The sequence below is a fragment of the Serratia quinivorans genome (genome assembly GCF_052113645.1).
Lineage (GTDB): Bacteria > Pseudomonadota > Gammaproteobacteria > Enterobacterales > Enterobacteriaceae > Serratia > Serratia quinivorans_B.
Genome location: NZ_JBIEIU010000021.1, coordinates 20,188 through 43,935, shown reverse-complemented (window position 1 = coordinate 43,935; position 23,748 = coordinate 20,188). Strand labels below are relative to the sequence as shown.

The 23,748-nt window shown below is 58.0% G+C and carries 22 protein-coding genes, 1 tRNA gene and 1 pseudogene; 14 read left to right on the top strand and 10 right to left on the bottom strand.

The annotated features are described in order from the left end of the window. Positions 1-10: 10 nt before the first annotated feature. A complete protein-coding gene (locus ACGS9J_RS24590) occupies positions 11-802 on the bottom strand; it encodes a transporter substrate-binding domain-containing protein (protein ID WP_442233243.1) in 792 nt (263 codons plus the stop codon). 219 nt (positions 803-1,021) lie between these two features. Continuing rightward, entirely contained in the window at positions 1,022-1,861 is an 840-nt protein-coding gene (locus ACGS9J_RS24585) for a MurR/RpiR family transcriptional regulator (RefSeq protein WP_442233242.1), read from the bottom strand. A 146-nt stretch (positions 1,862-2,007) separates the two neighbouring features. Between ACGS9J_RS24585 and ACGS9J_RS24580 the strand changes: the two genes are divergently transcribed. From ACGS9J_RS24580 to ACGS9J_RS24555, 6 genes are all read left to right on the top strand, one after another. After that, positions 2,008-3,594 (top strand): gamma-glutamyltransferase family protein, encoded by a 1,587-nt coding sequence (locus ACGS9J_RS24580; RefSeq protein ID WP_442233241.1) that lies wholly within the window; start codon positions 2,008-2,010, stop codon positions 3,592-3,594. Between the two features lie 27 nt (positions 3,595-3,621). Beyond that, on the top strand, positions 3,622-3,813 hold the full coding sequence (hpxX, locus tag ACGS9J_RS24575; RefSeq protein ID WP_442233240.1) for an oxalurate catabolism protein HpxX: 192 nt from the start codon (positions 3,622-3,624) through the stop codon (positions 3,811-3,813). Continuing rightward, positions 3,810-5,216, top strand: a complete 1,407-nt coding sequence (locus ACGS9J_RS24570; RefSeq protein ID WP_442233239.1) for an AtzE family amidohydrolase — start codon at positions 3,810-3,812, stop codon at positions 5,214-5,216. The genes hpxX and ACGS9J_RS24570 overlap by 4 nt, the downstream gene beginning before the upstream one ends. Beyond that, on the top strand, positions 5,213-5,599 hold the full coding sequence (hpxZ, locus tag ACGS9J_RS24565) for an oxalurate catabolism protein HpxZ (RefSeq protein WP_442233238.1): 387 nt from the start codon (positions 5,213-5,215) through the stop codon (positions 5,597-5,599). Before ACGS9J_RS24570 ends, hpxZ begins: the two co-directional genes overlap by 4 nt. Before the next feature lie 84 nt (positions 5,600-5,683). Continuing rightward, positions 5,684-5,962, top strand: a complete 279-nt coding sequence (locus ACGS9J_RS24560; RefSeq protein ID WP_442233237.1) for a CopG family ribbon-helix-helix protein — start codon at positions 5,684-5,686, stop codon at positions 5,960-5,962. Beyond that, positions 5,950-6,240, top strand: coding sequence for a type II toxin-antitoxin system RelE/ParE family toxin (locus ACGS9J_RS24555; protein WP_442233236.1), 291 nt, complete (start codon positions 5,950-5,952; stop codon positions 6,238-6,240). The genes ACGS9J_RS24560 and ACGS9J_RS24555 overlap by 13 nt, the downstream gene beginning before the upstream one ends. 9 nt (positions 6,241-6,249) lie before the next feature. Here ACGS9J_RS24555 and ACGS9J_RS24550 read toward each other — a convergent pair whose 3' ends face one another. After that, positions 6,250-7,134: a siderophore-interacting protein gene (locus ACGS9J_RS24550; RefSeq protein WP_442233235.1), complete on the bottom strand. Its 885-nt coding sequence runs from the start codon at positions 7,132-7,134 to the stop codon at positions 6,250-6,252. A 5-nt stretch (positions 7,135-7,139) separates the two neighbouring features. Next, the gene (locus tag ACGS9J_RS24545; protein WP_442233234.1) at positions 7,140-8,363 is read right to left on the bottom strand and encodes an MFS transporter; all 1,224 of its coding nucleotides are present in this window, start codon (positions 8,361-8,363) and stop codon (positions 7,140-7,142) included. 137 nt (positions 8,364-8,500) lie between these two features. Here ACGS9J_RS24545 and ACGS9J_RS24540 point away from each other — a divergent pair, with 137 nt between their 5' ends. The 5 genes from ACGS9J_RS24540 to ACGS9J_RS24520 are packed head-to-tail and all read left to right on the top strand — an operon-like array spanning position 8,501 to position 16,533. Beyond that, positions 8,501-10,246: an IucA/IucC family protein gene (locus ACGS9J_RS24540; RefSeq protein WP_442233233.1), complete on the top strand. Its 1,746-nt coding sequence runs from the start codon at positions 8,501-8,503 to the stop codon at positions 10,244-10,246. Further along, positions 10,243-11,193, top strand: coding sequence for a GNAT family N-acetyltransferase (locus tag ACGS9J_RS24535; protein ID WP_442233232.1), 951 nt, complete (start codon positions 10,243-10,245; stop codon positions 11,191-11,193). Before ACGS9J_RS24540 ends, ACGS9J_RS24535 begins: the two co-directional genes overlap by 4 nt. Then, positions 11,190-12,938, top strand: a complete 1,749-nt coding sequence (iucC, locus tag ACGS9J_RS24530) for an aerobactin synthase IucC (RefSeq protein ID WP_442233231.1) — start codon at positions 11,190-11,192, stop codon at positions 12,936-12,938. The genes ACGS9J_RS24535 and iucC overlap by 4 nt, the downstream gene beginning before the upstream one ends. Next, entirely contained in the window at positions 12,935-14,263 is a 1,329-nt protein-coding gene (locus ACGS9J_RS24525; RefSeq protein ID WP_442233230.1) for a lysine N(6)-hydroxylase/L-ornithine N(5)-oxygenase family protein, read from the top strand. The genes iucC and ACGS9J_RS24525 overlap by 4 nt, the downstream gene beginning before the upstream one ends. A gap of 35 nt (positions 14,264-14,298) precedes the next feature. Continuing rightward, positions 14,299-16,533, top strand: coding sequence for a TonB-dependent siderophore receptor (locus ACGS9J_RS24520; protein WP_442233229.1), 2,235 nt, complete (start codon positions 14,299-14,301; stop codon positions 16,531-16,533). A gap of 60 nt (positions 16,534-16,593) precedes the next feature. On the opposite strand, the gene puuE is transcribed toward ACGS9J_RS24520, so the two are convergent. Genes puuE through ACGS9J_RS24505 form a run of 3 tightly spaced genes read right to left on the bottom strand, consistent with a single transcriptional unit; the run spans position 16,594 to position 19,041 of the window. Beyond that, positions 16,594-17,532: an allantoinase PuuE gene (puuE, locus tag ACGS9J_RS24515; protein ID WP_442233228.1), complete on the bottom strand. Its 939-nt coding sequence runs from the start codon at positions 17,530-17,532 to the stop codon at positions 16,594-16,596. 19 nt (positions 17,533-17,551) lie between these two features. Further along, entirely contained in the window at positions 17,552-18,295 is a 744-nt protein-coding gene (hpxA, locus tag ACGS9J_RS24510; RefSeq protein WP_442233227.1) for an allantoin racemase, read from the bottom strand. Further along, positions 18,292-19,041, bottom strand: coding sequence for a GntR family transcriptional regulator (locus tag ACGS9J_RS24505; protein ID WP_442233226.1), 750 nt, complete (start codon positions 19,039-19,041; stop codon positions 18,292-18,294). Before ACGS9J_RS24505 ends, hpxA begins: the two co-directional genes overlap by 4 nt. A 166-nt stretch (positions 19,042-19,207) precedes the next feature. On the opposite strand from ACGS9J_RS24505, the gene ACGS9J_RS24500 reads away from it, so the two are divergent. Further along, entirely contained in the window at positions 19,208-20,668 is a 1,461-nt protein-coding gene (locus tag ACGS9J_RS24500) for an NCS1 family nucleobase:cation symporter-1 (RefSeq protein WP_442233225.1), read from the top strand. A gap of 46 nt (positions 20,669-20,714) precedes the next feature. On the opposite strand, the gene ACGS9J_RS24495 is transcribed toward ACGS9J_RS24500, so the two are convergent. Next, positions 20,715-20,791: transfer RNA gene (locus tag ACGS9J_RS24495), tRNA-Asp, on the bottom strand. A gap of 157 nt (positions 20,792-20,948) precedes the next feature. Next, positions 20,949-21,638, bottom strand: a complete 690-nt coding sequence (gene dnaQ, locus ACGS9J_RS24490) for a DNA polymerase III subunit epsilon (protein ID WP_442233224.1) — start codon at positions 21,636-21,638, stop codon at positions 20,949-20,951. A 4-nt stretch (positions 21,639-21,642) separates the two neighbouring features. On the opposite strand from dnaQ, the pseudogene rnhA reads away from it, so the two are divergent. Then, positions 21,643-22,229, top strand: a pseudogene (gene rnhA / locus ACGS9J_RS24485) (ribonuclease HI). On the opposite strand, the gene ACGS9J_RS24480 reads toward rnhA, so the two are convergent. Further along, on the bottom strand, positions 22,226-22,945 hold the full coding sequence (locus ACGS9J_RS24480; protein ID WP_442233223.1) for a class I SAM-dependent methyltransferase: 720 nt from the start codon (positions 22,943-22,945) through the stop codon (positions 22,226-22,228). The pseudogene rnhA and the gene ACGS9J_RS24480 overlap by 4 nt on opposite strands. Positions 22,946-22,989: 44 nt before the next feature. Between ACGS9J_RS24480 and gloB the strand changes: the two genes are divergently transcribed. After that, the gene (gloB, locus tag ACGS9J_RS24475; protein ID WP_442233222.1) at positions 22,990-23,745 is read left to right on the top strand and encodes a hydroxyacylglutathione hydrolase; all 756 of its coding nucleotides are present in this window, start codon (positions 22,990-22,992) and stop codon (positions 23,743-23,745) included. Positions 23,746-23,748: the final 3 nt, after the last annotated feature.

Genomic DNA, 23,748 nt, shown 5'->3' with positions numbered 1-23,748 from the left:
GGCGCTCCCGTTATGCACCAAGATTGGCGGGCAGCGGCGCTTTCAGCCATTTTTCCGACAGCCCGTTCAGGGTGTTGTCTTTCAGCGCTTGTTCAATCAACTGATCCACTTTGGCTTTCAGCGCCGGTTCGCCCAGACGCAGGCCGACGAAGCACGGCGAGTCTTTCAACATAAATTTGGCGACCGGCGCTTTGGTCGGGTTCTGCCGCGCCAGGGCGCTCACCACCAGATTACCAGTGGCGATGTATTGCACCTGTCCGGATAGGTAAGCCGACAGCGTGGTGTTGTTGTCTTCGTAGCGTTTGATCTGCGCCCCCTTCGGCGCAGTATCGCTCAGCACCATGTCTTCCACCGCGCCACGCGTCACGCCCACGGTTTTGCCGTCCAACTGAGCAGCCTCGCCCAACGCCGTGTCTTTCGGGCCAAACACCCCAAGGAAGAACGGCGCATAGGCACGGCTGAAGGCGATGGCCTTTTCACGCTCAGGGTTTTTGCCCAGGCTGGAAATCACCAGATCCACTTTATTGGTCTGCAGATAGGGCACGCGGTTGGCGCTGGTGACCGGCACCAACTGCAACTTAAGTTTCATCTTGTCAGCCAAATACTGCGCCATATCGATGTCATAACCCTGCGGCTGCAGATCGGTGCCGACCGAGCCAAACGGCGGGAAGTCTTGAGGTACCGCCACCCGCAACACGCCGCGTTGCTGGATTTCTTGCAGCTGATCGGCCATCGCCGAAGTGGCCTGCGCCATCAACAACACCGCACCTAACGCCGCTACCCCGATTTTCTTGAAGTTCATAGATTATCCCCGATGGTGAAATGATGAAACAAAAGATTCTTTGATTATCACTCTGCAACTAATGTGCCAATCGAGAGCGAGAACAGCGTTCGGCTTTACTGCCCGTGAGTTAGGGCGTTAGGGAGGAAATTCCCCCGCCATGGCGGGGGCGGGGTGAAGAGATAAAACGGGGAAACAAGCGCACCATGAAAGTGCAAAAGCACCAAAATAGCGCCGGGCTCAGCGCTGCTCCAACTCATCCAGATCGCCATACAGGTCAGCAATCTGATGGATCCGTTGACGCCCTTGCGCCAGCGTCTCATGCAGTAACGCATTGCTCAGCAGGTTGGCCAGACTCATGGCGGCGGAATAGCTGTCAAAGGCGGAAACGCTGTCGAGCGGCGCCGCCAGATGCCAGTTCGCCAGTGGGATCAGCGCCTGCGCCTGCGGTTCACATACCAACAACGTCGGCACCTGCTGAACCTGCAACTGCGTCAACAGCGCCCGCAATTGGCGCGGTCGGCGGCGAAAGGCCACCACCACCGCCACGTCCCGGTGATCCAGATCGACCAGTTCTTCCGCCAGCGTCTGCCCCGGTTGCGGCATCAACAACACCTGTTCACGCACCTGCATCAACTGCTGGCGCAGGTGCATCGCGACCGGATAGCTGTTGCGAAACCCCATCAGCACCACCCGCCGCGCCTGCACCAGGGCCGCGATCACCGCATTGAACTGCCCGGCGTCAATATGGTTCACCCACTGGGTGAGATTGGCCATTTCCTGCTTGTAATGCCGTGCCAACAGGGTGTTGCCCTGCACCGCATCTCGGTTATCGGTCAGTGGCATGCCGCTCTGACGCAGGGTTCGCAGCTCGTCGCGCATCGCGCGGTAACTGGAGTAACCCAAACGTTTGAACAGGCGGCTGACGGTGGCTTTGGACACCCCGCTCAGGCGCGCCAGCTCTGCGCTGTTGTAGCTGATCAGGTCATCAAAGTGATCGAAAATAAAATCGGCCACCCGCTGCTCCTGCGGTGTGAGCTGCGGATATTCCCCGCGCAGGCGTTCATCGATCTGCTTCATTGCTGCTCCTGCTTGTAACCTTTGTTTCAGCGGAACATAGCACGGCCAATCCACCCGCTGGCAAGCGATTATTGCCGATGAAGAAAACATGGAACGCCTCTTGCTTGTGTTTGAGGCAGACGCTGACCTCAAACAAGGGCCAATAAATGATTAACAGCAACACCGCGCCATTGGGCATGGCCGTCACGCCACACCACCTCGCCAGCGAAAGCGCACTGGCGGTTCTGCGCGAGGGGGGGAACGCCATCGAAGCCATGGTCGCCGCCGCCGCCACTATCGCCGTGGTCTATCCGCACATGAATGGCCTGGGCGGTGACGGCTTTTGGCTGATTGTTCCTCCCCAGGGCGATCCAGTGGCGATCGACGCCAGCGGTGCCGCCGGATCTTTGGCCACGCTGGATTTTTACGCAGGTGAAAGCCATATTCCGCACCGCGGGCCAAAGGCGGCGCTGACCGTTGCCGGCACCGTGGGCGGCTGGCGCGAAGCGCTGGACTATTCCCTCGAGCTTGGCGGCGAACAACTGCCGCTGCCGCGCCTGCTGGCCGATGCCATTCGCTATGCCGCAGACGGCATTCCGGTCACCGCCTCGCAGGAGGCCGCCACGCGCAGCAAGTATCACGAACTGGCGGCGTTCGACCATTTTGCCCGCACCTACCTGCCGCACGGAGAAATTCCGCATGCCGGGCAGCGTTTCTGCCAACCCCAGTTGGCGGAGACCCTGATTACCCTGGCGGAAGCGGGATTGGACAGCTTTTATCGCGGCCCCCTGGCGCAAAGTATGGCGACCGATATGGCTCGATTGGGCATGCCGCTCACCGCGCAGGATTTGGCGGAGTATCGACCTCGTCGCCGCACCCCATTGCGGCTGGAACACCAGAAAGGCGAAGTCTTCAACCTGACGCCGCCGACTCAGGGCCTGGTGTCGTTAGCTATCCTCGGCTTGACCGATCGCCTGCCGCTGGCCAGCCGAAGCGAAGGTGCGGTGGTGCATGACATCGTCGAGGCCACCAAGCTGGCTTTCGGTCTGCGTGACCAGTTCATCACCGACCCGCGCCAAATGACCCAGGATCCGCAGGCGCTGCTGACGGCCGAGCACCTGGATGCCCTGGCCAAACGCATCGATACTGAACAGGCTGCCGCCTGGGGCAAAGGTAAGGGACCGGGCGATACCGTCTGGATGGGCGTGATGGACAGCAGCGGCCTGGCGGTGTCCTTTATCCAAAGTATTTATCATGAGTTCGGCAGCGGCGTGGTGCTGCCACAAAGTGGCGTGCTGTGGCAAAACCGCGGTGCGTCCTTCAGCCTCGATGCCGCCCATCTGCTGGCACTGGCGCCGGGCAAGCAACCTTTCCACACCCTGAACCCGGCCGCCGCCCGCCTGTACGACGGACGAACCCTGGTGTACGGCTCCATGGGGGGCGACGGTCAGCCGCAAACCCAGGCCGCGGTGTTTGTCCGCCATGTGGTGCAGGGCCTGCCGCTGCAGCAGGCGATCAGCGCACCGCGCTGGCTACTCGGCCGCACCTGGGGCGAAAGCTCGGACTCACTGAAACTGGAAGGTCGTTTCAGCGCGGAAACCGTTGAATACCTGCGCCAACGAGGGCACGACGTGGAGATGCTGGCGGATTTCAGCGAAGCGGTCGGTCACGCCGGTGCCATTGTTCGCCATACTAACGGCATGCTTGAAGGGGCTTTTGACCCGCGCAGCAACGGCAGTGCCGCTGGCTTCTAGCCGCCATTTTTTGTTGGGGGAAATAAAATGAATCATCAACCGACCGTCGACTGGACGGCCTATATCAGCCAAATGGAAGCCCTACTGGCGTTGGAAATGGACGACCAGCGTCGTCAGGAATTGCTGACCCAGTTCAATCGCATCGCCTCACTGGCGGAACCGTTAATGGCCTTTCCGCTCGATCCACGCCTGGAGATAGCAGGAGTGTACCGCGCATGAATCCGTTAAGTGCCCTATCGATCGCCGAGATCCGCGCGGCCCTCAAGCAAGGTGCGATTTCCGCTCGTGAAATCGCCCAGCAAACTTTAGAGAATATCGACAGGCTGAACCCGGCTCTTAATGCCTATACCCACATCACCCGTGAACGCATGCTGAGTGAAGCCGATCACCTCGACCGCGCGCGAGCCAAGGGGCAAACGCTGCCGAGTCTGGCGGCGATCCCCTATGCCGTTAAAAACCTGTTCGACGTGACCGGTGAAACCACCCTGGCGGGCGCCAGCCTGTTCAGCGATAACCCGCCTGCGAAACAAGACGCCTGGGCGATTGGTAAACTGGCCGGGCAAGGCGCGCTGCTCTCCGGCATGCTGAATATGGACGCCTACGCCTACGGCTTCACCACCGAAAACAGCCACTACGGCGCGACACACAACCCACACGACACCACGCGTATTGCCGGAGGATCTTCCGGGGGCTCGGCGGCGGCAGTCGCAGCCGGATTGGTGACGTTTTCCCTCGGCAGCGACACCAATGGGTCGATCCGCGTACCCGCGTCGCTGTGTGGCATCTTCGGGTTGAAACCGACCTTTGGCCGCCTGTCGCGCAGCGGCAGCCAGCCCTTCGTCGCCAGCCTGGATCACGTTGGCCCCTTTGCCCGCCGGGTGCGCGACCTGGCAACGGTGTACGACGTGATGCAGGGGACCGATATTGAAGACCGTTTCCAGGCGGATAAACCGGTCACGCAAACCGAATCACTGTTGCCTCGCGGCCAACAAGGTCTGCGCTGCGCGGTGCTGGGAGGCTATTTTCAGCAGTGGTGCAGCGATGAGGCTAAAACCGCAGTACAGCAGGTCGCTCAGGCACTCGAAGCCTGTGCGGAAGTCGAATTTCCGCAGGCTGAATTGGCCCGTTCTGCCGCGTTTATTCTCAGTGCCGCCGAGGGGGGCAACCAGTATCTGCCCCTGTTGCGTAGCCAGCCGGCACGTTTTGAGCCGTTGTCGCGCGAACGCCTGTTGGCCGGCGCCATGTTGCCCGCAGCCTGGTATGTGCAGGCTCAGCGTTTTCGTACCCATTTCCAACAGCAGGTGCTGCCGCTGTTCGAACACTGGGACATTCTCATCGCGCCGGCGACGCCTTGCAGCGCCACGCCGCTCGGCCAGGAAACCATGCGCATCAACGGTGCCGATCTGCCGATCCGCGCCAGTATGGGCATGCTGACACAACCTGTCTCTTTCCTTGGTCTGCCGGTGGTGACGGTGCCGCTGAAAACCGCCTCGGGCCTGCCGATTGGCCTGCAACTGATCGCTCCGCCGTGGCGTGAGGATCTGGCGCTTCGCGCCGCCTATGCGCTGGAGCAACGGGGTGTGGCGGTATGTGCTTTACCGGAAAACAGGATTAACGAATGAAAAGTGAGTATATCGACCGCCCAGCGGTACTGGCTGAGGTAAACGCCGCCTTTTATCGTTACGAGCAGGCGCTGATTGGCAACGACATTGAAGTGCTGGATGAGCTGTTTTGGCACGATGGGCGTACCGTTCGTTACGGTGCGACGGAGAATTTATACGGCATCGATCAGATCCGCGACTTCCGCCAACAACGTCCCTCAAAAGGGCTGGATCGCGTATTGGAAAACACCGTCATCACCACCTACGGCGATGATATGGCCGTCGCCAGCACCGAATTTCGCCGACCGGGCAGCGAAAGTATCGGCCGCCAGATGCAAACCTGGGTCAAGTTGCCCTGCGGCTGGCGCATCGTGGCCGCGCATGTGAGTTTGATGGCGAGTTAAAGCGCAGCGCACAAAAATTGGACAGCATGGCATTCTGGTCTTATAGTCGCCAAAGGTATTACCTTTCGCTAACTGAGGCTACTTATGACTACGGCGACATCGATAAAAATTGATGATGAGCTAAAACAACGGGTGCAGCAAATCGCAGCCGCGCATCAGCGTAGTGCGCACTGGATTATGCGTGAGGCGATCCGTGAATACGTCGAGCGAGAAGAAAAGCGCGAAGCGCTACGCAAAGATGCATTGCAGGCATGGGAAACGTATCAGACCAATGGTAAACACCTAAGTCAAGACGAGGCTGACCGTTGGCTCGCAGACCTGGAAAAAGGTGACGATACGGAGATACCGGAGTGCCACAACTGATATGGACGCCCGCAGCACTGCTCGATATTCAGCGATTGTACCGATTTTTGGCGGCAAAAGATCGCCACGCTGCCCAGCGGGCCGTGGCAACCATCCGTAGCAACGTCAATATTCTGGCCCATCACCCGCAGGCAGGTCGGCCGGTTGAACAGATGGAGATTGAATTCAGGGAATGGCCGATCGATTTCGGCAACAGCGGTTATCTTGCTCTGTATCATTTTGATGGTCGCACCGCGGTACTGCTGGCGGTACGCCACCAAAGTGAAGCCGGCTATTAATGGGTTAACTCAGCACCAGTACGCCATAAAGTTAACGGTGGAGCGGTCCAGATCGCGTTCGCCAATCAGGTAACGGCGCAACGCCTTCACCGCTGAGGACTCTGCCGCAACCCAGGCGTAAAAGCTTTTCGCCCCTTCTGCACGTTCCCACAGCAAGTCACCGCCCAGGCTGTTTTCCGCCAACGACTGCGCTTGCGTCCGCGCCGACTCAGGAATATTCACCCGCTGGCGTACCGACTCCACCAACAGTGTGCCGTGCATCTGCTGATGCCCGACATCACGCGGCAACCAATACACTTCGGCAAACGGGAAACGCTCCATGTTCAGGCAGTCGCCTGCCACCGGAACCTCGAAGAATGCCTGCACCCGCGGCGGATTAGCCCGCTGTGCCAACTGTTCCAGAATGCCCACCGCCGCCGGGACCGCTGTCTCATCGGCGATCAGCAGGGCCTGTTGCAACTCGCTTGGCGGCACCCATTCATAACCGCCGCTGTCGCCGTCAAAGTCGGCATTGGGTGCGACGGTCTGGATGACATCTCCCGGTTTGGCATGCGTCGCCCAGGCGGAAGCCGGTCCGTTCACACCATGCAGGACAAACTCGACGTCCATCTGGTTCTGTTCGCGGCGTAGCGCGCGCAACGTATAGGTGCGCATTACCGGGCGCTGTTCTTTCGGTATCGCCATGTAGTCACGATACCAATCGTCGCTGTTTTCCAGCCTCAGGAACTCTCCTTCTTCGGCCGGGAACAACAGTTTGATGCGCTGATCCGGCGCCTCCAGCTTCATGCGATGGACATCCGGTCCCTCGAAAACGCAGCGCAGTAAGGAGGGCGATACGTTTTCTTTTATTTTCAGGGTGATATCAAAAATTCTGTAGCTTGATGCGCCGGACATATTTGTTACTCTCCCGCAGGATCGACACTGATGCGGTGCTGGCGCCACAGCCAGCCGCTGATACCGCCCAGCAGAACCGCCATCGTCAGAGCCGCCGCGATCAGCTGCGACTCACCATAAAACTTCGCCACCACCGGCACCATCAGCGCACTCAGGCCGTAACCCAGCGTATGGCTGGTGGCAATCGCTCCCGATCCTTTGCCGGTGGACAATTTATCGTTCAGCATCAGCTGATAACCCGGTGTCGCCATGGCTGCACCGAAAGAGGCCAGCGCACAACCGACATAGAACAGCGCCAAGGGTTGGGCACACATCAGGCCCAACCCTGCCACCATCAACACCGCCGCCAGCAGCAACAGTTGCGGCGCGCTAAAGCGCTGTGGGCGAACCACCAGGAACTGTGCCAACAGCGTGCAGGCCGCCGCAACGCTCAACAACACCGCCACATGATGACTGACGGTCGTGGCCGAATGGCTGAACAAACGGGCCAAATGCGGTGCCAGCCCCAGTTGCATCAAACTGACCGACGCGGCCAACAGCAGCGCGCACAATAGATAAGGTGCCATATTGAGACGGAGCCGGTTTTGCTGATGCGCGACCGGCGGCAGCGGCGGATCATTGTGCTGGCGGCATACCACCAGCAAGGCGATCAAGGGGGCAATAGCCATCAACCACAGCGGTGCCATCGGGTGAATCGACAGTGCCAGCGCGGCGCACAGCGGCCCCAGCAATCGCCCGCAGCTCAGCCCTGAGCTGATGGTTGCCAGAGCCGACATGCGCTGTTCATAACCGGCACGCTGTAAGGCCCAGGTCTGGCTGGCAGGTACCATACCTGACACCGTCAGCCCATAGATAATGCGCGCCACGATCAGGCCGCCCAACCCCAGCGTGGGTGAAAGCCAACCCGCCGCCAACCCCCACACCGCCAGTGCCAGTAAAGCAAAACTGAACAAATACCCTGTTAACGCCAGGGTTACCACGAACTTGCAGCCGCGAATTTCAGACTGCCGGCCCCACCACGGAGAGCCAACCAGAAACAGCATCGAACCGAGCGTCAATAGCCCGGCCCAGACCGAAAGCGACAGTTGGGTCATGCTGACCAGCACCGGCAACGCCACCAGCAGGCCATTTTGCCCGATGCCCAACAACCCGGCGCACAAGGCGAGCGGCCAGTTTGAAGGAGACGTATTCCCAATTGTCGGTGATTTAGGGGGGGAAGAAATATGCATCAAACGTAAATTTACCGTTAATAAAATTATAAGGTTATGTTCAATTCATTGAAAAATTGTATCATACGATGATTGATAACAATAAATATTATTGATATAAGAATCATTCTCAATTGATTCGACAGTGAAATGGGATCATGACAATCCAGTTTGAAACCGCGACGACCGACGTGGCTGCGCAATGTTTTCTCAACGCATTGATGCGTGAAACCCGGGACTGGCAAATCGTTCCGGCGGGCAACAACCAACAGCATCCGCAGCTCCATATTCCCCTTTCGCCTTCTCAGGCTATCCGCATCGCTTTACGTCATACCTCGCCCACCCAACATCATCAATATCTGTTCCCCGCCCGCTTGCATCAGCAAGACGACGGTGCAGGCGTTGCGTTGAGTGTGGAACAGCTTATCTCCTTGATGTTGGAAAAACCGGCGGTGAAAGGTGAACTGTCGGATGAAGTCGTCGCCCGGTTCCGCCAGCGAGTGCTGGAGAGTCATGATAATACCCAACAGGCGATCGATATTCGTCTGGACTGGCCTGCCCTGCGCGACAAGCCACTGAACTTCGCCCAGGCAGAACAGGGGTTGTTGGTGGGTCACGCCTTCCACCCGGCGCCAAAATCCCATGAACCCTTCGACGAACAGCAGGCGCGTCGCTACCTGCCGGACTTTGGCGCTCGCTTCCCGCTGCGCTGGTTTGCCGTCGATAAACGCCACCTGTGCGGCGACAGCCTGAACCTGACGTTGCAGCAACGCCTGCAGCGTTTTGCCGCTGAAAGCGCCCCACACCTGCTGGCGCACTTTACCGATGACGTTTGGCTGCTGCCGATGCACCCGTGGCAGGCCGACCATTTACTGACACAGGCCTGGTGCCGGGAGCTGGTGACCCAAGGGTTGTTGAGCGATCTGGGCGAAGCCGGTGAACGCTGGCTGCCAACCAGTTCTTCCCGCTCGCTGTACAGCGCCAGCAACCGCGACATGATCAAATTCTCCCTCAGCGTGCGCCTGACCAATTCCGTGCGCACCCTGTCGGTCAAAGAAGTGAAGCGCGGCATCCGCCTGGCCCGTCTGGCGCAAACACCACGCTGGCAGCAACTGCAGGCCCGCTACCCCACCTTCCGCGTGATGCAGGAGGACGGCTGGGCCGGTCTGCGCTCTGCGGACGGAACGATTCAGGAAGAAAGCCTGATGGCACTGCGCGATAACCTGCTGTTCGATCAGCCGGAAAGCCAGACCAACGTGCTGGTGACCCTGACCCAGGCCGCACCGGACGGCGGCGACAGCCTGCTGGCTGCGGCAGTGCGCCGTTTGGCCGCCCGCCTGAACCTGCCGTTGCAACAGGCCGCTCACACCTGGCTGGACGCTTATTGCCAACAGGTGTTGCTGCCGCTGTTCAGCACCGAAGCCGATTACGGGCTGGTGCTGCTGGCCCACCAGCAAAATATTCTGGTGGAGATGCAGCAAGATCTGCCGATTGGCATGCTGTACCGCGACTGTCAGGGCAGCGGCTTTACCCGCGACGCCGGGCCATGGCTGGAAGAAATTGGCGAGGCCGATGCCGAAAACCGCTTCAGCGAACAGCAGTTGCTGCGTTACTTCCCTTATTACCTGCTGGTGAACTCCAGCCTGGCCGTCACGGCGGCATTGGCCGCGGCCGGTTTCGACAGTGAAGAGCGGTTGATGGCCCGGGTGCGCGATGCGCTAAACGGCCTGCGTGCCAGCGCCAAAAACACGCTGTGTCTGGACTACGTGCTCGACAGCAGTCACTGGAACTGCAAAGGCAACTTCTTCTGTTACCTGCACGACCATAACGAAAACACCATCGTCGATCCGGCGGTGATTTACTTCGACTTCGTCAACCCGCTGCGCCAGGGAGCCGCTCAATGATGCCGCACGCCAAGCTGATGCATGCCGGCAGCGGCTTTTGCTGTGAGCGGCTGGGGCAGGAGCTGCAACTCGGTTTGGGTCTGGACGGCAGTGCCGTTCTGCACAATCCGGGGCCGCTGCCGCAGGACTGGCTGGTGCAAGCGCTCGATCAGCTGTTGGCGGCCGCACCGCAGCTCAGCGGTGTCACCCTGCCCTATGCGCAATGGTGTGAAGAGCCACAGGCGCAGGCGCTGTTCGCATTGGCCAGCAGCGACTATCTGGCGCGCGAAACCTTCTACCAATTGCCACTGTGGCTCGGTGCCGGACGCCACCCTGCGTCCGGAAAAATGCAGTATGACGCCGAGCGCAGCCTGTGGTTCCCGCAGCGCCCGGCCCGCCCCAGCGGCGAGGTCTATCGCCGTTACGATCCGCAGCTCAAGCGAACCCTGAGTTTCCGCCTGCCGGAAGTGGAACGCGATGCCGAACAGTTCACCCGCTGGATGAATTCACCGCGCGTGGACGCCTTCTGGGAAATGAGCGGCCCGCTCGAAACCCAGGCCGCCTACCTGCAGCGCCAACTGGACTCCAGCTATTGTTATCCGCTACTGGGTTGTTTTGACGATCGCCCGTTCGGCTATTTCGAAGTCTATTGGGCCCCCGAAGACCGCATCGGTCGCCATTACCGCTGGCAACCGTTCGACCGTGGGCTGCATATGCTGGTCGGTGAAGAAGACTGCCGCGGCGCACAGTTCATCCGCAGTTGGCTGCGCGGCCTGACGCATTACCTGTATCTGGATGAGCCGCGTACCACGCGCGTGGTCGCCGAACCGCGCGCGGATAACCAGCGGCTGTTCCGTCACCTGGCGACCGCCGGCTACCACACAGTCAAAGAGTTCGATTTCCCGCATAAGCGCTCGCGTTTGATAGTGAATCAACGTGATGAATTCTTCCGGGGGGCCTCAGTATGAACACCGTAGATTACGCCGACTGGCAACGGGTAAACCGCCAGATGATCGCCAAGATCCTCGCCGAACTGGAATATGAACGCACGCTGCATGCCGAACCACACAACGGCCAGTGGCGCATTCTGCTGGGCGACGCTCAGTATAGCTTCAGTGCCGAACGCGGTATCTGGGGCTGGCTGCACATCGATCCGGCTACGCTGACCTGCGAGCAATCGCCGTTAGCCGCCGATCAAACGCTGCGCCAGTTGGCGCAGGTGCTGAAAATGGACGATGCGCAGGTCGCCGAGCATCTGGAAGATTTGTACGCCACACTGCGCGGCGATATGCAACTGCTGTCCGCCCGCCACGGCATGAGCGCACAGGATTTGATTGCGCTGGACGCCGACGCGCTGCAGTGCCTGCTGGCCGGACACCCCAAGTTTATCTTCAACAAAGGCCGTCGTGGTTGGGGACTGACCGCGCTGCAGCAGTATGCGCCTGAATACCAGGGGCAGTTCCAACTGCACTGGGTAGCGGCCAAACGCGGCAGTTTCGTCTGGTGTGCCGACGAAGAATATTCGCTGGAAAACCTGCTTAACAGCGCGATGGACAAGGCCGAACGCCAACGCTTTGACCGCCGCTGGCGCGAGCTGAAACTGACCCATGACTGGATCCCGGTGCCGCTGCATCCGTGGCAGTGGCAGCAAAAAATCGCGCTGCATTTCTTGCCGCAACTGGCCGAAGGAGAACTGGTGGAACTGGGCGAATTCGGCGACAGCTATCTGGCACAGCAATCGCTGCGTACCCTGACCAACATCAGCCGCCGTTCCGCGTTCGACATCAAGCTGCCGCTGACCATTTACAACACTTCGTGCTATCGCGGTATTCCGGGCAAGTACATCAGCGCCGGGCCGGCCGCTTCCCGCTGGCTGCAGCAAATTTTTGCCGAAGACGGCACGCTGCGCGCCAGCGGTGCCGAGATCCTTGGCGAACCGGCGGCGGGTTATATGACCCACCCAACCTATGCCTCGCTAACCAAAGCGCCTTACCGCTATCAGGAAATGCTGGGGGTGATCTGGCGTGAGAATCCTTCTTGCTACCTGCAGGAGGGCGAGCAGGCCATTTTGATGGCGACACTGATGGAAACCGACAATCAGGGCCAGCCCTTGATCGCCGCCTACATTGCCCGTTCAGGTCTGAGCGCCGAAGCCTGGTTGCAGCAGATGTTCAGCGTGGTAGTGCTGCCGATGTACCACCTGATGTGCCGCTACGGCGTGGCGCTGATCGCCCACGGCCAGAACATCACGCTGGTGATGAAAGATCACGTACCGCAGCGCGTGTTGCTCAAAGACTTCCAGGGCGATATGCGCCTGGTGGACCAGGACTTCCCCGAAGCGGCGTCGCTGCCGAAAGTGGTGAAAGACGTCACCGTACGCCTGTCCGCCGACTATTTGATCCATGATTTGCAAACCGGACATTTCGTCACCGTGCTGCGCTTTATCTCGCCGCTGATGCAGACCTGCGGCGTCAGCGAAACCCGTTTCTATCAACTGCTGGCGAAGGTGTTGAAAGGCTATATGGCGCAACACCCGGACATGGCGGAACGCTTTGCCCTGTTTGATCTGTTCAAACCACAAATTATTCGCGTGGTGCTCAACCCGGTAAAACTCACCTACTCGGAACAGGATGGCGGCAGCCGCATGTTGCCAAACTATCTGCAGGATCTGGATAACCCTCTTTACTTGGTCACCAAGGAGTCTGCCCAATGAATCAGCCCCTGGATTTCATCGGCATAGGCATAGGTCCGTTCAACCTCAGCATTGCCGCACTCGGCAGCGAAGTTGCCGGTTTTAACACTAAGTTCCTCGAGCGCAAACCGCACTTTTCCTGGCACCCCGGCATGATGGTGCCGGATTGCCACATGCAGACCAGCTTCCTGAAAGATCTGGTCAGCGCGGTATCGCCGACCAACCCGTACAGCTTTCTGAACTATCTGGTGAAAAGGAAGAAATTCTACCGATTCCTGACCACCGAACTGCGAACCGTGTCGCGCGAAGAGTTCGCCGACTACCTCGACTGGGCCGCTAACGGGCTCAAGTCGCTAGAGTTCAGTCAGGATATTCAGAGCGTGGATTTTGACGACCGGCAACGCCAATTCGTCGTCACCACCCAGCGTGCGACCTACCGGGCACGCCACGTCTGCCTGGGGATCGGCAAACGCATCAAACTGCCGGACTGCGTCACCGAGCAAAACGACCGCTGCTTCCACGCCAGCGAGATGACGATGCGCAACCCGGACCTGACCGGCAAGCGCGTCACGATCGTCGGTGGCGGCCAGAGCGGTGCGGACCTGTTCCTGAACATCTTCCGCGCCGAATGGGGCCAGCCTGCGCAGTTGAACTGGATCTCGCGTCGCAACAACTATAACGCGTTGGATGAAGCCGCCTTCGCCAATGAATACTTCACGCCGGACTACGTTGACAGTTTCTATGGTCTGAACGACGGCGCCAAACAGCGCATGCTGACCGAGCAGAAGATGACCTCCGACGGCATCACCAGCGACTCGCTGTTGGCTATCTATCGTGCGATGTATCACCAGTTTGAAGTGCTGCGCGAAAAGCCCTGGGCGCACCTGCTGCCAAGCCGTTCTCTGGCGGCAATCCAGGCCACGGGCAACGGCTGGCAGTTGGTCACCCATCACCATCTCGATCAGGGCAAAGAAACCTTCGATACCGACGTGGTGATCTTCGCCACCGGCTATCAGCAGGATCGCCCGGCCTTCCTCGAACCGCTGGCGGACCGTCTGCTGACCACCGCCGATGACCAGTTCCGCGTGGCCCCCGACTTCAGCCTGGAGTGGGAAGGCCCCAGGGAAAACTGCCTGTTTGCCGTTAATGCCGGCATGCACAGCCACGGTATCGCCGAACCCCAGCTCAGCCTGATGGCCTGGCGTTCGGCCCGTATTCTCAACCGGGTTTTAGGACGCGACCAGTTCGATTTAACGTCCACCCCGGCTGTGATCCAATGGCGTAGTCGGCAACCGGGCACCCCAGCCCGTGCCGAACACGTCATGCTCAATTACACCGAGTTTTAACGACACACCAATACGGGAAACACAGGTCAATAACGATGAAACGCAAACACCTCTGGGTATTAAATCCTTGCCTGCTGGCGATGCTCGCACCGGCAGCCTGGGCAGAAGAACAAAAAAGCGAAGAGCAGATGGTGGTATCCGCCAGCCGCGCACACCGCACCGTGGCAGAAATGGCGCAGACCACCTGGGTGATTGAGAGCCAGGAAATTGAGCAGCAAGTACAGGGCGGCAAAGAGATCAAGGACATGCTGGCGCAGCTGATCCCGGGCATGGACGTCAGCGGTCAGGGCCGTACCAACTACGGCATGAACCTGCGCGGCCGTTCGATGATGGTGATGATCGACGGTGTGCGTTTGAACTCTTCGCGCAGCGACAGCCGCCAGTTGGACTCGATCGATCCTTTTAATATCGATCACATTGAAGTGATTTCCGGCGCCACCTCGCTGTACGGCGGCGGCAGCACCGGTGGCCTGATCAATATCGTCACCAAAAAAGGCCAGAAAGAGCCGCAGGTTGAACTGCAGATCGGCGGCAAAACCGGCTTTGGCGGCCATAACGACCACGACGAGAACGTGGCGGCAGCGGTCAGCGGCGGCAACGACAACGCTTCGGGCCGCTTGTCGGTCTCCTACCAGCGTTACGGCGGCTGGTACGACGGCAAGGGTAACGAAGTTCTGATTGATAATACCCAGACGGGCCTGCAGTATTCCGATCGCCTCGACGTGATGGGTTCCGGCACCATCAATATCGATGACCACCAGCAGCTGCAACTGACCACTCAGTATTACAAAAGCCAGTCCGATGGCGACCACGGTCTGTTCCTCGGGGAAAATTTCGCCGCGGTGACCGGCAACGCCAAGGCGTACAACAGCGGCAACCTCAATTCGGATCGTATTCCGGGAACCGAGCGCCATCTGATCAACCTGCAGTACTCCAACACCGACTTCCTCGGTCAGGATCTGGTGGCGCAGGTTTATTATCGCGATGAGTCGCTGACCTTTTACCCGTTCCCAACGCTGGCGGGTAAAGCCCCGGATTATTACGTCAGCAGCATCGGCGCCTCACAGCAGAAGACCGACTTTTACGGCGGTAAGCTGACACTGAACAGCAAACCGATCGATGCCCTGACGTTGACCTACGGCATCGACGCCGAGCATGAAACGTTCAATTCCAACCAGCAGTTCTTCGATCTGGCGAAAGCGCAGCAGTCCGGCGGCATGGATCTGCAAAACGCGTATAACACCGGGCGTTACCCTGGCTATACCACGACCAACCTGGCCTCCTTCCTGCAGGCCAGTTACGACATCAACCCAATCTTTACCCTGAGCGGCGGCGTGCGTTACCAGTACACCGAAAACAAGATTGATGACTTCGTCGGTTATAACCAGCAGCAAGCTATCGCCACCGGGGCTGCCACCTCAGCGGATGCTATCCCAGGCGGGAAAACCGATTACAACAACGCCCTGTTCAACGCCGGCCTGTTGGCACACCTGACCGAACGCCAGCAGACCTGGATCAACTTCTCGCAGGGTTACGAGATCCCGGATCCGGGCAAGTATTACGGTAACGGTACCTATGCGCTGAACAACGGCCATTATCAGTTGAACAAAAGCGTTAACGTCGGCGACTCCAAGCTGGAAGGCATCAAGGTTAACTCTTACGAGCTGGGCTGGCGCTATACCGGCGATAACCTGCGTACGCAGATCGCCGGCTACTATTCCCTGTCCGATAAGAGTATTTCGATCAACAAAACCGACATGACCATTAACGTCAATTCGGACAAGCGCCGCATCTACGGGATGGAAGGCGCGGTCGATTACTTCTTCGAAGACAGCGACTGGAGCGCGGGCACCAACTTCAACTTCATCCGCTCCGAGACCAAGGTCAACGGCGAGTGGAAAAAGTTGCTGGTGGATACTGCCAGCCCATCGAAAGTCACCGCCTATGTCGGCTGGGCACCGGGCGACTGGAACCTGCGTCTGCAATCACAGCAGACCTTCGACGTGTCGGATGACGGCGATTACACCAAGGCGGGTTCTACTCAGGGACGTAAAATCGATGGCTACAACACCATCGACTTCCTCGGTAGCTACGCGTTGCCGGTAGGTAAACTCAGTTTCAGCGTGGAAAACCTGCTGGACAAGGAATACACCACCGTTTGGGGTCAGCGCGCCCCCATCCTTTATAGCCCAACCTATGGCTCACCAGAGCTTTACAGCTATAAAGGCCGCGGCCGTACCTTTGGTCTGAACTACTCCGTACTGTTCTGATCCTTACCTGAGCACGCCATTGCATTCACACAAAACGAAAAGGGCCAAATTGGCCCTTTTTTATTTCTTAAATGGATGCTGTGCCACCCAGTGGTCGGCAATATCCTGACGTCGACACACCCAAACCCGGTCATATTGTTCGATATAGTCCAGAAAACGCTGTAGCGCGCGGAACTTGCCCGGCCGCCCCAGTAAGCGGCAATGCATGCCGATCGACAGCATCTTCGGCGACTCCGCCCCTTCGGCATACAGCACGTCAAAACTGTCTTTCAGATAGGTAAAGAACTGCTCGCCGGTGTTAAAGCCCTGTGGCGAGGCGAAGCGCATATCATTGGCCTCCAGGGTATAGGGTATGATCAGGTGCGGTTTTGTTTCACCGTTGGCGCACTGCACTTCAGTCCAGAACGGCAAATCGTCACCGTAATAGTCGCTGTCGTACTGTAAGCCACCGTGTTCCACCACCAACCGGCGGGTATTCGGGCTGTCACGGCCGGTATACCAACCGAGCGGCGCCTTGCCGAACAAATCGCGCAATACCGTCATCGCCTGCTGCATATGCTGCCGTTCGGTCACTTCATCCATGTGCTGGTAGTGGATCCAACGCCAGCCGTGGCTGACCACGTCGTAGTCGGCATTTTTAATCGCTTCGACCACCAGCGGGTTACGCGCCAACGCCATCGCCACGCCAAACACCGTCAATGGCAAGCCACGGCGCTGGAACTCGTCATGGATCCGCCAAAAACCGGCGCGTGAACCATATTCGTAAAGGGAATCCATCGACATATGCCGCTCAGGGTAGCTGGCCGCGCCGATAATATCGGAAAGAAACTGTTCAGATCCGGCGTCGCCGTGCAGCACGTTATTTTCCGCCCCCTCCTCGTAATTGAGGACAAATTGCACCGCGATGCGTGCCTGACCAGGCCAACCCGCCTGCGGCGGACGGCCACCGTAGCCGATCAAATCACGGGGGTAATCTTTATTGAACTCGAAATCACTCATCGTTGTTTCCCTTTACTGATCACCCGTTAAAATGGTCAAACATACCGGACAAGGCTTTTGCCTGCGGAAAGTCCAGATCGCCGTGCTTGCTGGTGCTCAGACCGAGCGCATTGAGCGACTCGATCATTTTCACCGCAGCGCTGACACCGTCGATCACCGGGATCCCCAATTCCAGCGTCAGCTCTCGCGCCAAATCGGCCATGCCGCCGCAGCCGAGAACAATCGCACCGCTGCCGTCCTGTTGCTTTGCCCGGAGGCATTGTTCACGCACTTTTTGCTGAGCCAGGCCGCTGCCATCCTCCAGTGCCAACACCGGCAGATCAATCGCGTGCAGTGCGGCACAGTGCCGCTCAAAACCGTATTGATGCAGCAAATGCCTCGCAATCACCAGCGTGCGCGGCAGCGTGGTGACAATGGAGAAACGCGTCGCCACCAGCGTCGCCATATGCATTGCCGCCTCGGCAATACCGACCACGGGCCTGTCTGCCAATTCACGCGCCGCCAGCAGACCCGGGTCGCCAAAACAGGCGATGACGTGCCCGCTCACCCCCGCCTCTCGCCCTAATTTCACCTGCTGCAATACGCCAATGGCGGCGATGGCTTCGTCAAAATGCCCCTCTATCGATGGCGCCCCTTCTTGCGGACAGACCGCCAGGATTTCGGTACCCGGCGCAGCCACCGCACGTGCTGCATCGGCAATGGTTTCGGTCATTGCCAGGCTGGTATTCGGATTGATGACCTGAATAATGCAGCGAGTTGTCATAGCGGCCCCCGCGGTTCGGTTTCAGCAAAAATATGGGCGAAATCCGGCGTTTCATTGGCACCCTGGTTAAACCGCAAATGAGCCACAATATCGTCAAAATGGCGGGACATATGATGCGCCAACGCGGCGCAGTCTTTACCCCGCAGCAAGGTCAGCAAATCGCGGTGATCGTGGCAACGGCACCCCTGCTGCCAGGGCGAACCGTAAACAGCAATCACCAGCGACGATCGCAGCGTGAGCAGGGACACCATTTCGGTTAACACCTGATTGCCGGCGATAGCCTGCAACTGCACGTGAAACGCGGCGGACAGACGGATCGCCGCTGCACCGTCCTGATCGCGGTGCGCCTGCTGCTCCTGTGCCACTATCTGTTCCATCGCCAACAGGTGTTCTTCACGGCAGTGAGCAATCACCTGCGGCAGGTTGGCGCACTCCAACATCTTGCGCGTCTGGAAAACCTGGGTTGCCTCATCCTGCCCCGGCGTAGCCACCTGTGCACCACGCTTGGGCAACTGAGTCACAAGCTGCACTGCCGCAAGGCGCTGCAGCACCCGACGGATTCCGGTCCGGCTAACGCCGAAGGTCTCTGCCAGCGCTTCTTCCGGTAATTTGCTGCCGGGCAGCAAACGATGTTCGACGATGGCTTTCACCAGCGAGTTGTATATATGATCGTCTTTATCTTCAATGAAATAAGTGGCCTGTTGCCCATGCCACGCGGCGTTGGTGCCGATCGTCGTGCCGACCATCTCTCTGCTCCCCGTCCCCTTGGATAATCAAATCGTATACAACAAGCAGATATTTTGTATACAAAAAAGAACAGTCTGGCCTGGATCCTGCAAAAGCCCTCTCAGCAATCTTTGCCAAAAAACAGATAGCAACATCCGGGTGACGTTCTTGAGAGGAGCACGATTTATGCCAAACCCTAATGAAAACTACAGTCCCAAGCTGTGTAACGAAGACCTGGCGCCAACGCGTGACCAGAACTGGAGCTGGTACAACATCTTTTCTTTCTGGATGTCGGATGTACACAGCATGGGAGGCTACGTGGTGGCCGCCAGCTTCTTCGCCCTCGGCCTGTCGAGCTGGCAGGTATTGATTTGCTTGTTAGTGGGGATTTGTATCGTGCAGTTCTGCGCCAACCTGGTGGCTAAACCCAGTCAGCTCGGCGGCGTGCCTTACGCCGTATTAAGCCGTCAGGCGTTTGGCGTGTTTGGCGCCAATATTCCGGCGGTGATCCGCGGCATGATCGCCTTCGCCTGGTACGGTATCCAGACCTATTTGGCTTCCAACGCGCTGATGCTGACGCTGCTGAAATTCTTCCCGTCGCTGGAAACGATGACCCAGCCGCATTTTCTTGGCCTGTCGCAGCTTGGTTGGGTTTGTTACATCACCATGTGGCTGTTGCAAGCGATGGTGTTTTGGCATGGTATGCAGGCGATTAAGCGTTTTATCGATATCGCCGGGCCGGCGGTTTACGTGGTGATGTTCGCGCTGGCCGGTTGGATTGTCTATCGCGTCGGTTTTTCCAATCTCTCGCTTACCCTGTCGAGTAAAAACCTGAGTGCCGGTGAACAAGGCTGGCTGATGCTGACCGCCACTGCGCTGGTGGTGTCTTATTTCTCCGGTCCGCTGCTTAATTTTGGCGACTTTACCCGCTACGGCAAAAGCTTTGCCGAGGTGCAGCGCGGCAACCGCTGGGGTTTGCCGTTCAACTATCTGCTGTTTTCACTGGTGACCGTGGTGATCGTTTCCGGCACCCTGCCGCTGTTCGGGCAACTGATCACCGATCCGATCGAAACCGTCACCCGCCTCGACAGCGATATCGCCGTCGCCCTTGGGCTGCTGACGATGATCGTGGCCACCATCGGCATCAATATCGTCGCCAACTTTGTCTCACCGGCGTTCGATTTTTCCAACTGTTCACCGCAGAAGATCAGCTTCCGTACCGGCGGAATGATAGCCGCCGTCGGCTCGTTCCTGCTGACTCCCTGGAACCTGTTCCAGTCACCCGAGTTGATTCATTACACTCTGGACGTGCTGGCCGCCTTTATCGGCCCGTTGTTCGGCATTCTGTTGGTGGATTTTTACATCATCAAGCGCGGTGAACTGCACGTCGACGATTTGTACAACGCCACGCCAAACGGGCGTTACTGGTATAAAAACGGGTTCAATCCGAATGCGATTTGGGCGCTGGTGCCGTCGGTCATTATCGGGTTGGCGATCAGCTTCACGCCGAGCCTGCATCAGGTGGCTAACTTCAGTTGGTTTATCGGTGCGGCGCTGGGTGGGGGATGCTATCGGATCATTGCTCGCCGGGAATGGGCAGCCAATCAGGCGGTAACCTTCGCCAAAACGCAATTGAGCAAAGATTAAAAACAACGAAGCCCTGAGTTATTGCTAACTCAGGGCTTCTTAATGTTGGCGGAACGGACGGGGCTCGAACCCGCGACCCCCTGCGTGACAGGCAGGTATTCTAACCAACTGAACTACCGCTCCGCGCCGTTCTTCTCTTGCGAGAGGAACGAGGCGCATATTACGGTTGTGCCTCTATGCCGTCAATGCCTTTCTCTTACCAAATGAACCGTTTGCACAGTTTTTCAGCTAACGGAACACAAAGGCGAGACTGCCGTATTTATTTACGCTGAAAATACCGTTATTCCGCTTCCGTGCGCCACAGGCAACTGCCGCCCTTTTTCGCCACCAGATCCAGTCGCGCCTCATGGGCCACCACTTCTTCATCGCTGGCGTAGACCACTTTCATTGCCGTGGCCGGACGCACAATGCGCTGAATGTCCTGCGCTGAATTGTTATTTTGCGTATCGCCTTCCATCTGGAATGCCATCGACGTCTGACCGCCGGTCATCGCCAGATAAACTTCCGCCAGGATCTCGGCATCGAGCAATGCGCCGTGCAGCGTACGCTTGCTGTTGTCTATCTCATAACGGCTACACAGCGCGTCGAGGTTGTTGCGCTTGCCCGGGAACAGGCGGCGCGCCATTAACAGGCTGTCGGTAATGGTGCAGAAGGTATCGGTCTTCGGAATGCCTTGCTGCAGCATGCGGAATTCGTGATCCATAAAGCCGATGTCGAACGCCGCGTTATGGATGACTAACTCACCGCCGCGGATAAAGTCGATAAACTCATCGGCAATTTGGTCGAACGTCGGTTTATCCGCCAGGAACTCATCGCTGATGCCGTGAACCCCATAGGCTTCCGGATCCACCAGCCGGTCCGGCTTGACATAGACGTGGTAGTGACGGCCGGTCGGGCGCCGGTTAATGACCTCTACCGCACCAATTTCAATGATGCGATGGCCTTCGTAATGCACCCCGAGCTTGTTCATACCGGTGGTTTCGGTATCGAGGACAATCTGTCTGGTGGTTGTAGTGCTCATATTGCAGTGCTCACAGCGTTCGTTTATGTCAGACTTGGCTTTTATAAAACTGATAGGAAGAGTCTACCAGAGATGCTTAAACAGGTAGAGATTTTCACCGACGGCTCCTGCCTTGGCAATCCGGGTCCCGGTGGTTATGGCGCCATACTGCGCTATAAGCAGACTGAAAAAACCTTCAGCGCGGGCTTCCGCCTGACCACCAACAATCGCATGGAGATGATGGCGGCGATTGTCGCATTGGAAGCGCTGACCACGCCCTGCGAAGTGGTTCTCAGCACCGACAGCCAATATGTGCGCCAGGGCATTACCAGTTGGATCCATAACTGGAAAAAGCGCGGTTGGAAGACCGCCGACAAAAAGCCGGTCAAGAATGTCGATCTTTGGCAGCGCCTGGATCTGACCATTCAGCGCCATACCGTCAAATGGGAATGGGTCAAGGGCCACGCCGGCCACCCGGAAAACGAACGCTGCGACGTGCTGGCACGCGATGCGGCCGGCAATCCAACGCAGGACGACGTGGGTTATAAACCGGAAAATTAAGGCTGTTTGCGATAACTCTTGGTCGCGCCGACGGCGCGGCTGAGAGAGGGTTTTCTCGCCCCAAACTTCATCGGCGTTGGCGTCAGTGGCAAAGTACGCTTACGCGCCACAATCACGCTCATGCACCCCAGCGCCGGTAAATGGGTGCACAAAAACTTCCCACCTTTACGCTGCCACGGCAGCACGTGAAAGCGCGATTGATGCAACACTTCGTAATTCAACAGGCTCAGCCAATCCAACAGACGCATCTGGGTGAACATCCGGCTGACATAGGGCTGGCGACGACGTAGCCCAGGCACCAATTTTCCTAACCCCAATAAACTGAAAGGATTGAAGCTGCTGATGACTAACCAGCCGTCGTCGATCAACACACGATCGACCTCACGCAGCATCCGGTGCGGATCGTCAGCATAAGACAATGTATGCGCCAGCAGGCAGGCATCTACCGATTTGGCGGCGAATGGCAGTTGGTAAGCATCTGCGACCACCTGCAGGTTGTCGCCTTCCAGACTCACGTTGACCTGGTGAGAGATGGCGCATTTGTCCGTCGCCAGGCTGGCGCTGAGGTTACCGAGCTTCAACAGGTGGAAACCAAACAGCTTCGACCACCAGGGTTGCAACTGCCGCTCGAGCGCCTCACGATAGTATTCCCCCCACGGCAACTCCGCCCAGGACTGTGGGCTGGTGAGCTTTTGTAGAGTATGGGCTGGTTTCATGATTTATTATCTTCTTTCAAGCCGTTGCCAACGAGAGGTCCAACATGAATCTTATCAGCATTCCCGCCTTCCAGGACAATTACATTTGGTTGTTAGATAACCAGCAGGGCCAATGCATTATCGTCGATCCCGGCGAGGCACAGCCGGTGCTTGATGCGCTGGAACGCCTGAATTTGACCCCTGACGCAATTCTGTTGACCCACCATCATCACGATCACGTCGGTGGCGTAGCGCAAATTACGGCGCGCTATCCCGGGCTGAAGGTCTATGGCCCGCAGGAAACGGCCGACAAAGGCGCTAACCACCTCGTTCATGACGGTGAAACCCTCGAAATCAACGGGCGGAAATTCGCCGTGATCGCGGTTCCCGGACATACGCTGGGCCATATTGCATTCTATAGCGCACCTTATCTGTTCTGCGGAGACACTATTTTCTCTGCCGGCTGCGGCAGACTTTTTGAAGGGACTGCCGAGCAAATGTTCGACTCATTTCAACGGCTCGCGCAACTTCCCGATAACACCCTTATTTGTTGCGCGCATGAATATACGCTTTCAAATCTTAAGTTTGCACGGGCTATTCTGCCGGAAGATCGAGAGATTGAAACATATCAGCAACAAGTCGAGGCGTTACGGGCAAAAGGCCTGCCCAGTGTCCCTACCCAGCTACAATTAGAGCGTAAAATTAACTTATTTTTACGTTGCCATGACACTGATTTACAAAGAAAATTAGGCTTTCATACGTCACCCCAACACCTTCATTCGGTTTTTTCCGAATTACGCCTGCGAAAAGATAACTTCTGAGCT

Coding starts and splice junctions, on each gene's coding strand:
- ACGS9J_RS24535 (WP_442233232.1), top strand. CDS start 10,243: ATGATGCCGCACGCCAAGCTGATGCATGCCGGCAGCGGCTTTTGCTGT.
- hpxA (WP_442233227.1), bottom strand. CDS start 18,295: ATGACAACTCGCTGCATTATTCAGGTCATCAATCCGAATACCAGCCTG.
- ACGS9J_RS24525 (WP_442233230.1), top strand. CDS start 12,935: ATGAATCAGCCCCTGGATTTCATCGGCATAGGCATAGGTCCGTTCAAC.
- ACGS9J_RS24500 (WP_442233225.1), top strand. CDS start 19,208: ATGCCAAACCCTAATGAAAACTACAGTCCCAAGCTGTGTAACGAAGAC.
- hpxZ (WP_442233238.1), top strand. CDS start 5,213: ATGAAAAGTGAGTATATCGACCGCCCAGCGGTACTGGCTGAGGTAAAC.
- iucC (WP_442233231.1), top strand. CDS start 11,190: ATGAACACCGTAGATTACGCCGACTGGCAACGGGTAAACCGCCAGATG.
- ACGS9J_RS24590 (WP_442233243.1), bottom strand. CDS start 802: ATGAACTTCAAGAAAATCGGGGTAGCGGCGTTAGGTGCGGTGTTGTTG.
- ACGS9J_RS24540 (WP_442233233.1), top strand. CDS start 8,501: ATGACAATCCAGTTTGAAACCGCGACGACCGACGTGGCTGCGCAATGT.
- hpxX (WP_442233240.1), top strand. CDS start 3,622: ATGAATCATCAACCGACCGTCGACTGGACGGCCTATATCAGCCAAATG.
- gloB (WP_442233222.1), top strand. CDS start 22,990: ATGAATCTTATCAGCATTCCCGCCTTCCAGGACAATTACATTTGGTTG.
- ACGS9J_RS24580 (WP_442233241.1), top strand. CDS start 2,008: ATGATTAACAGCAACACCGCGCCATTGGGCATGGCCGTCACGCCACAC.
- ACGS9J_RS24560 (WP_442233237.1), top strand. CDS start 5,684: ATGACTACGGCGACATCGATAAAAATTGATGATGAGCTAAAACAACGG.
- dnaQ (WP_442233224.1), bottom strand. CDS start 21,638: ATGAACAAGCTCGGGGTGCATTACGAAGGCCATCGCATCATTGAAATT.
- ACGS9J_RS24480 (WP_442233223.1), bottom strand. CDS start 22,945: ATGAAACCAGCCCATACTCTACAAAAGCTCACCAGCCCACAGTCCTGG.
- ACGS9J_RS24505 (WP_442233226.1), bottom strand. CDS start 19,041: ATGGTCGGCACGACGATCGGCACCAACGCCGCGTGGCATGGGCAACAG.
- ACGS9J_RS24520 (WP_442233229.1), top strand. CDS start 14,299: ATGAAACGCAAACACCTCTGGGTATTAAATCCTTGCCTGCTGGCGATG.
- ACGS9J_RS24545 (WP_442233234.1), bottom strand. CDS start 8,363: ATGCATATTTCTTCCCCCCCTAAATCACCGACAATTGGGAATACGTCT.
- puuE (WP_442233228.1), bottom strand. CDS start 17,532: ATGAGTGATTTCGAGTTCAATAAAGATTACCCCCGTGATTTGATCGGC.
- ACGS9J_RS24570 (WP_442233239.1), top strand. CDS start 3,810: ATGAATCCGTTAAGTGCCCTATCGATCGCCGAGATCCGCGCGGCCCTC.
- ACGS9J_RS24585 (WP_442233242.1), bottom strand. CDS start 1,861: ATGAAGCAGATCGATGAACGCCTGCGCGGGGAATATCCGCAGCTCACA.
- ACGS9J_RS24550 (WP_442233235.1), bottom strand. CDS start 7,134: ATGTCCGGCGCATCAAGCTACAGAATTTTTGATATCACCCTGAAAATA.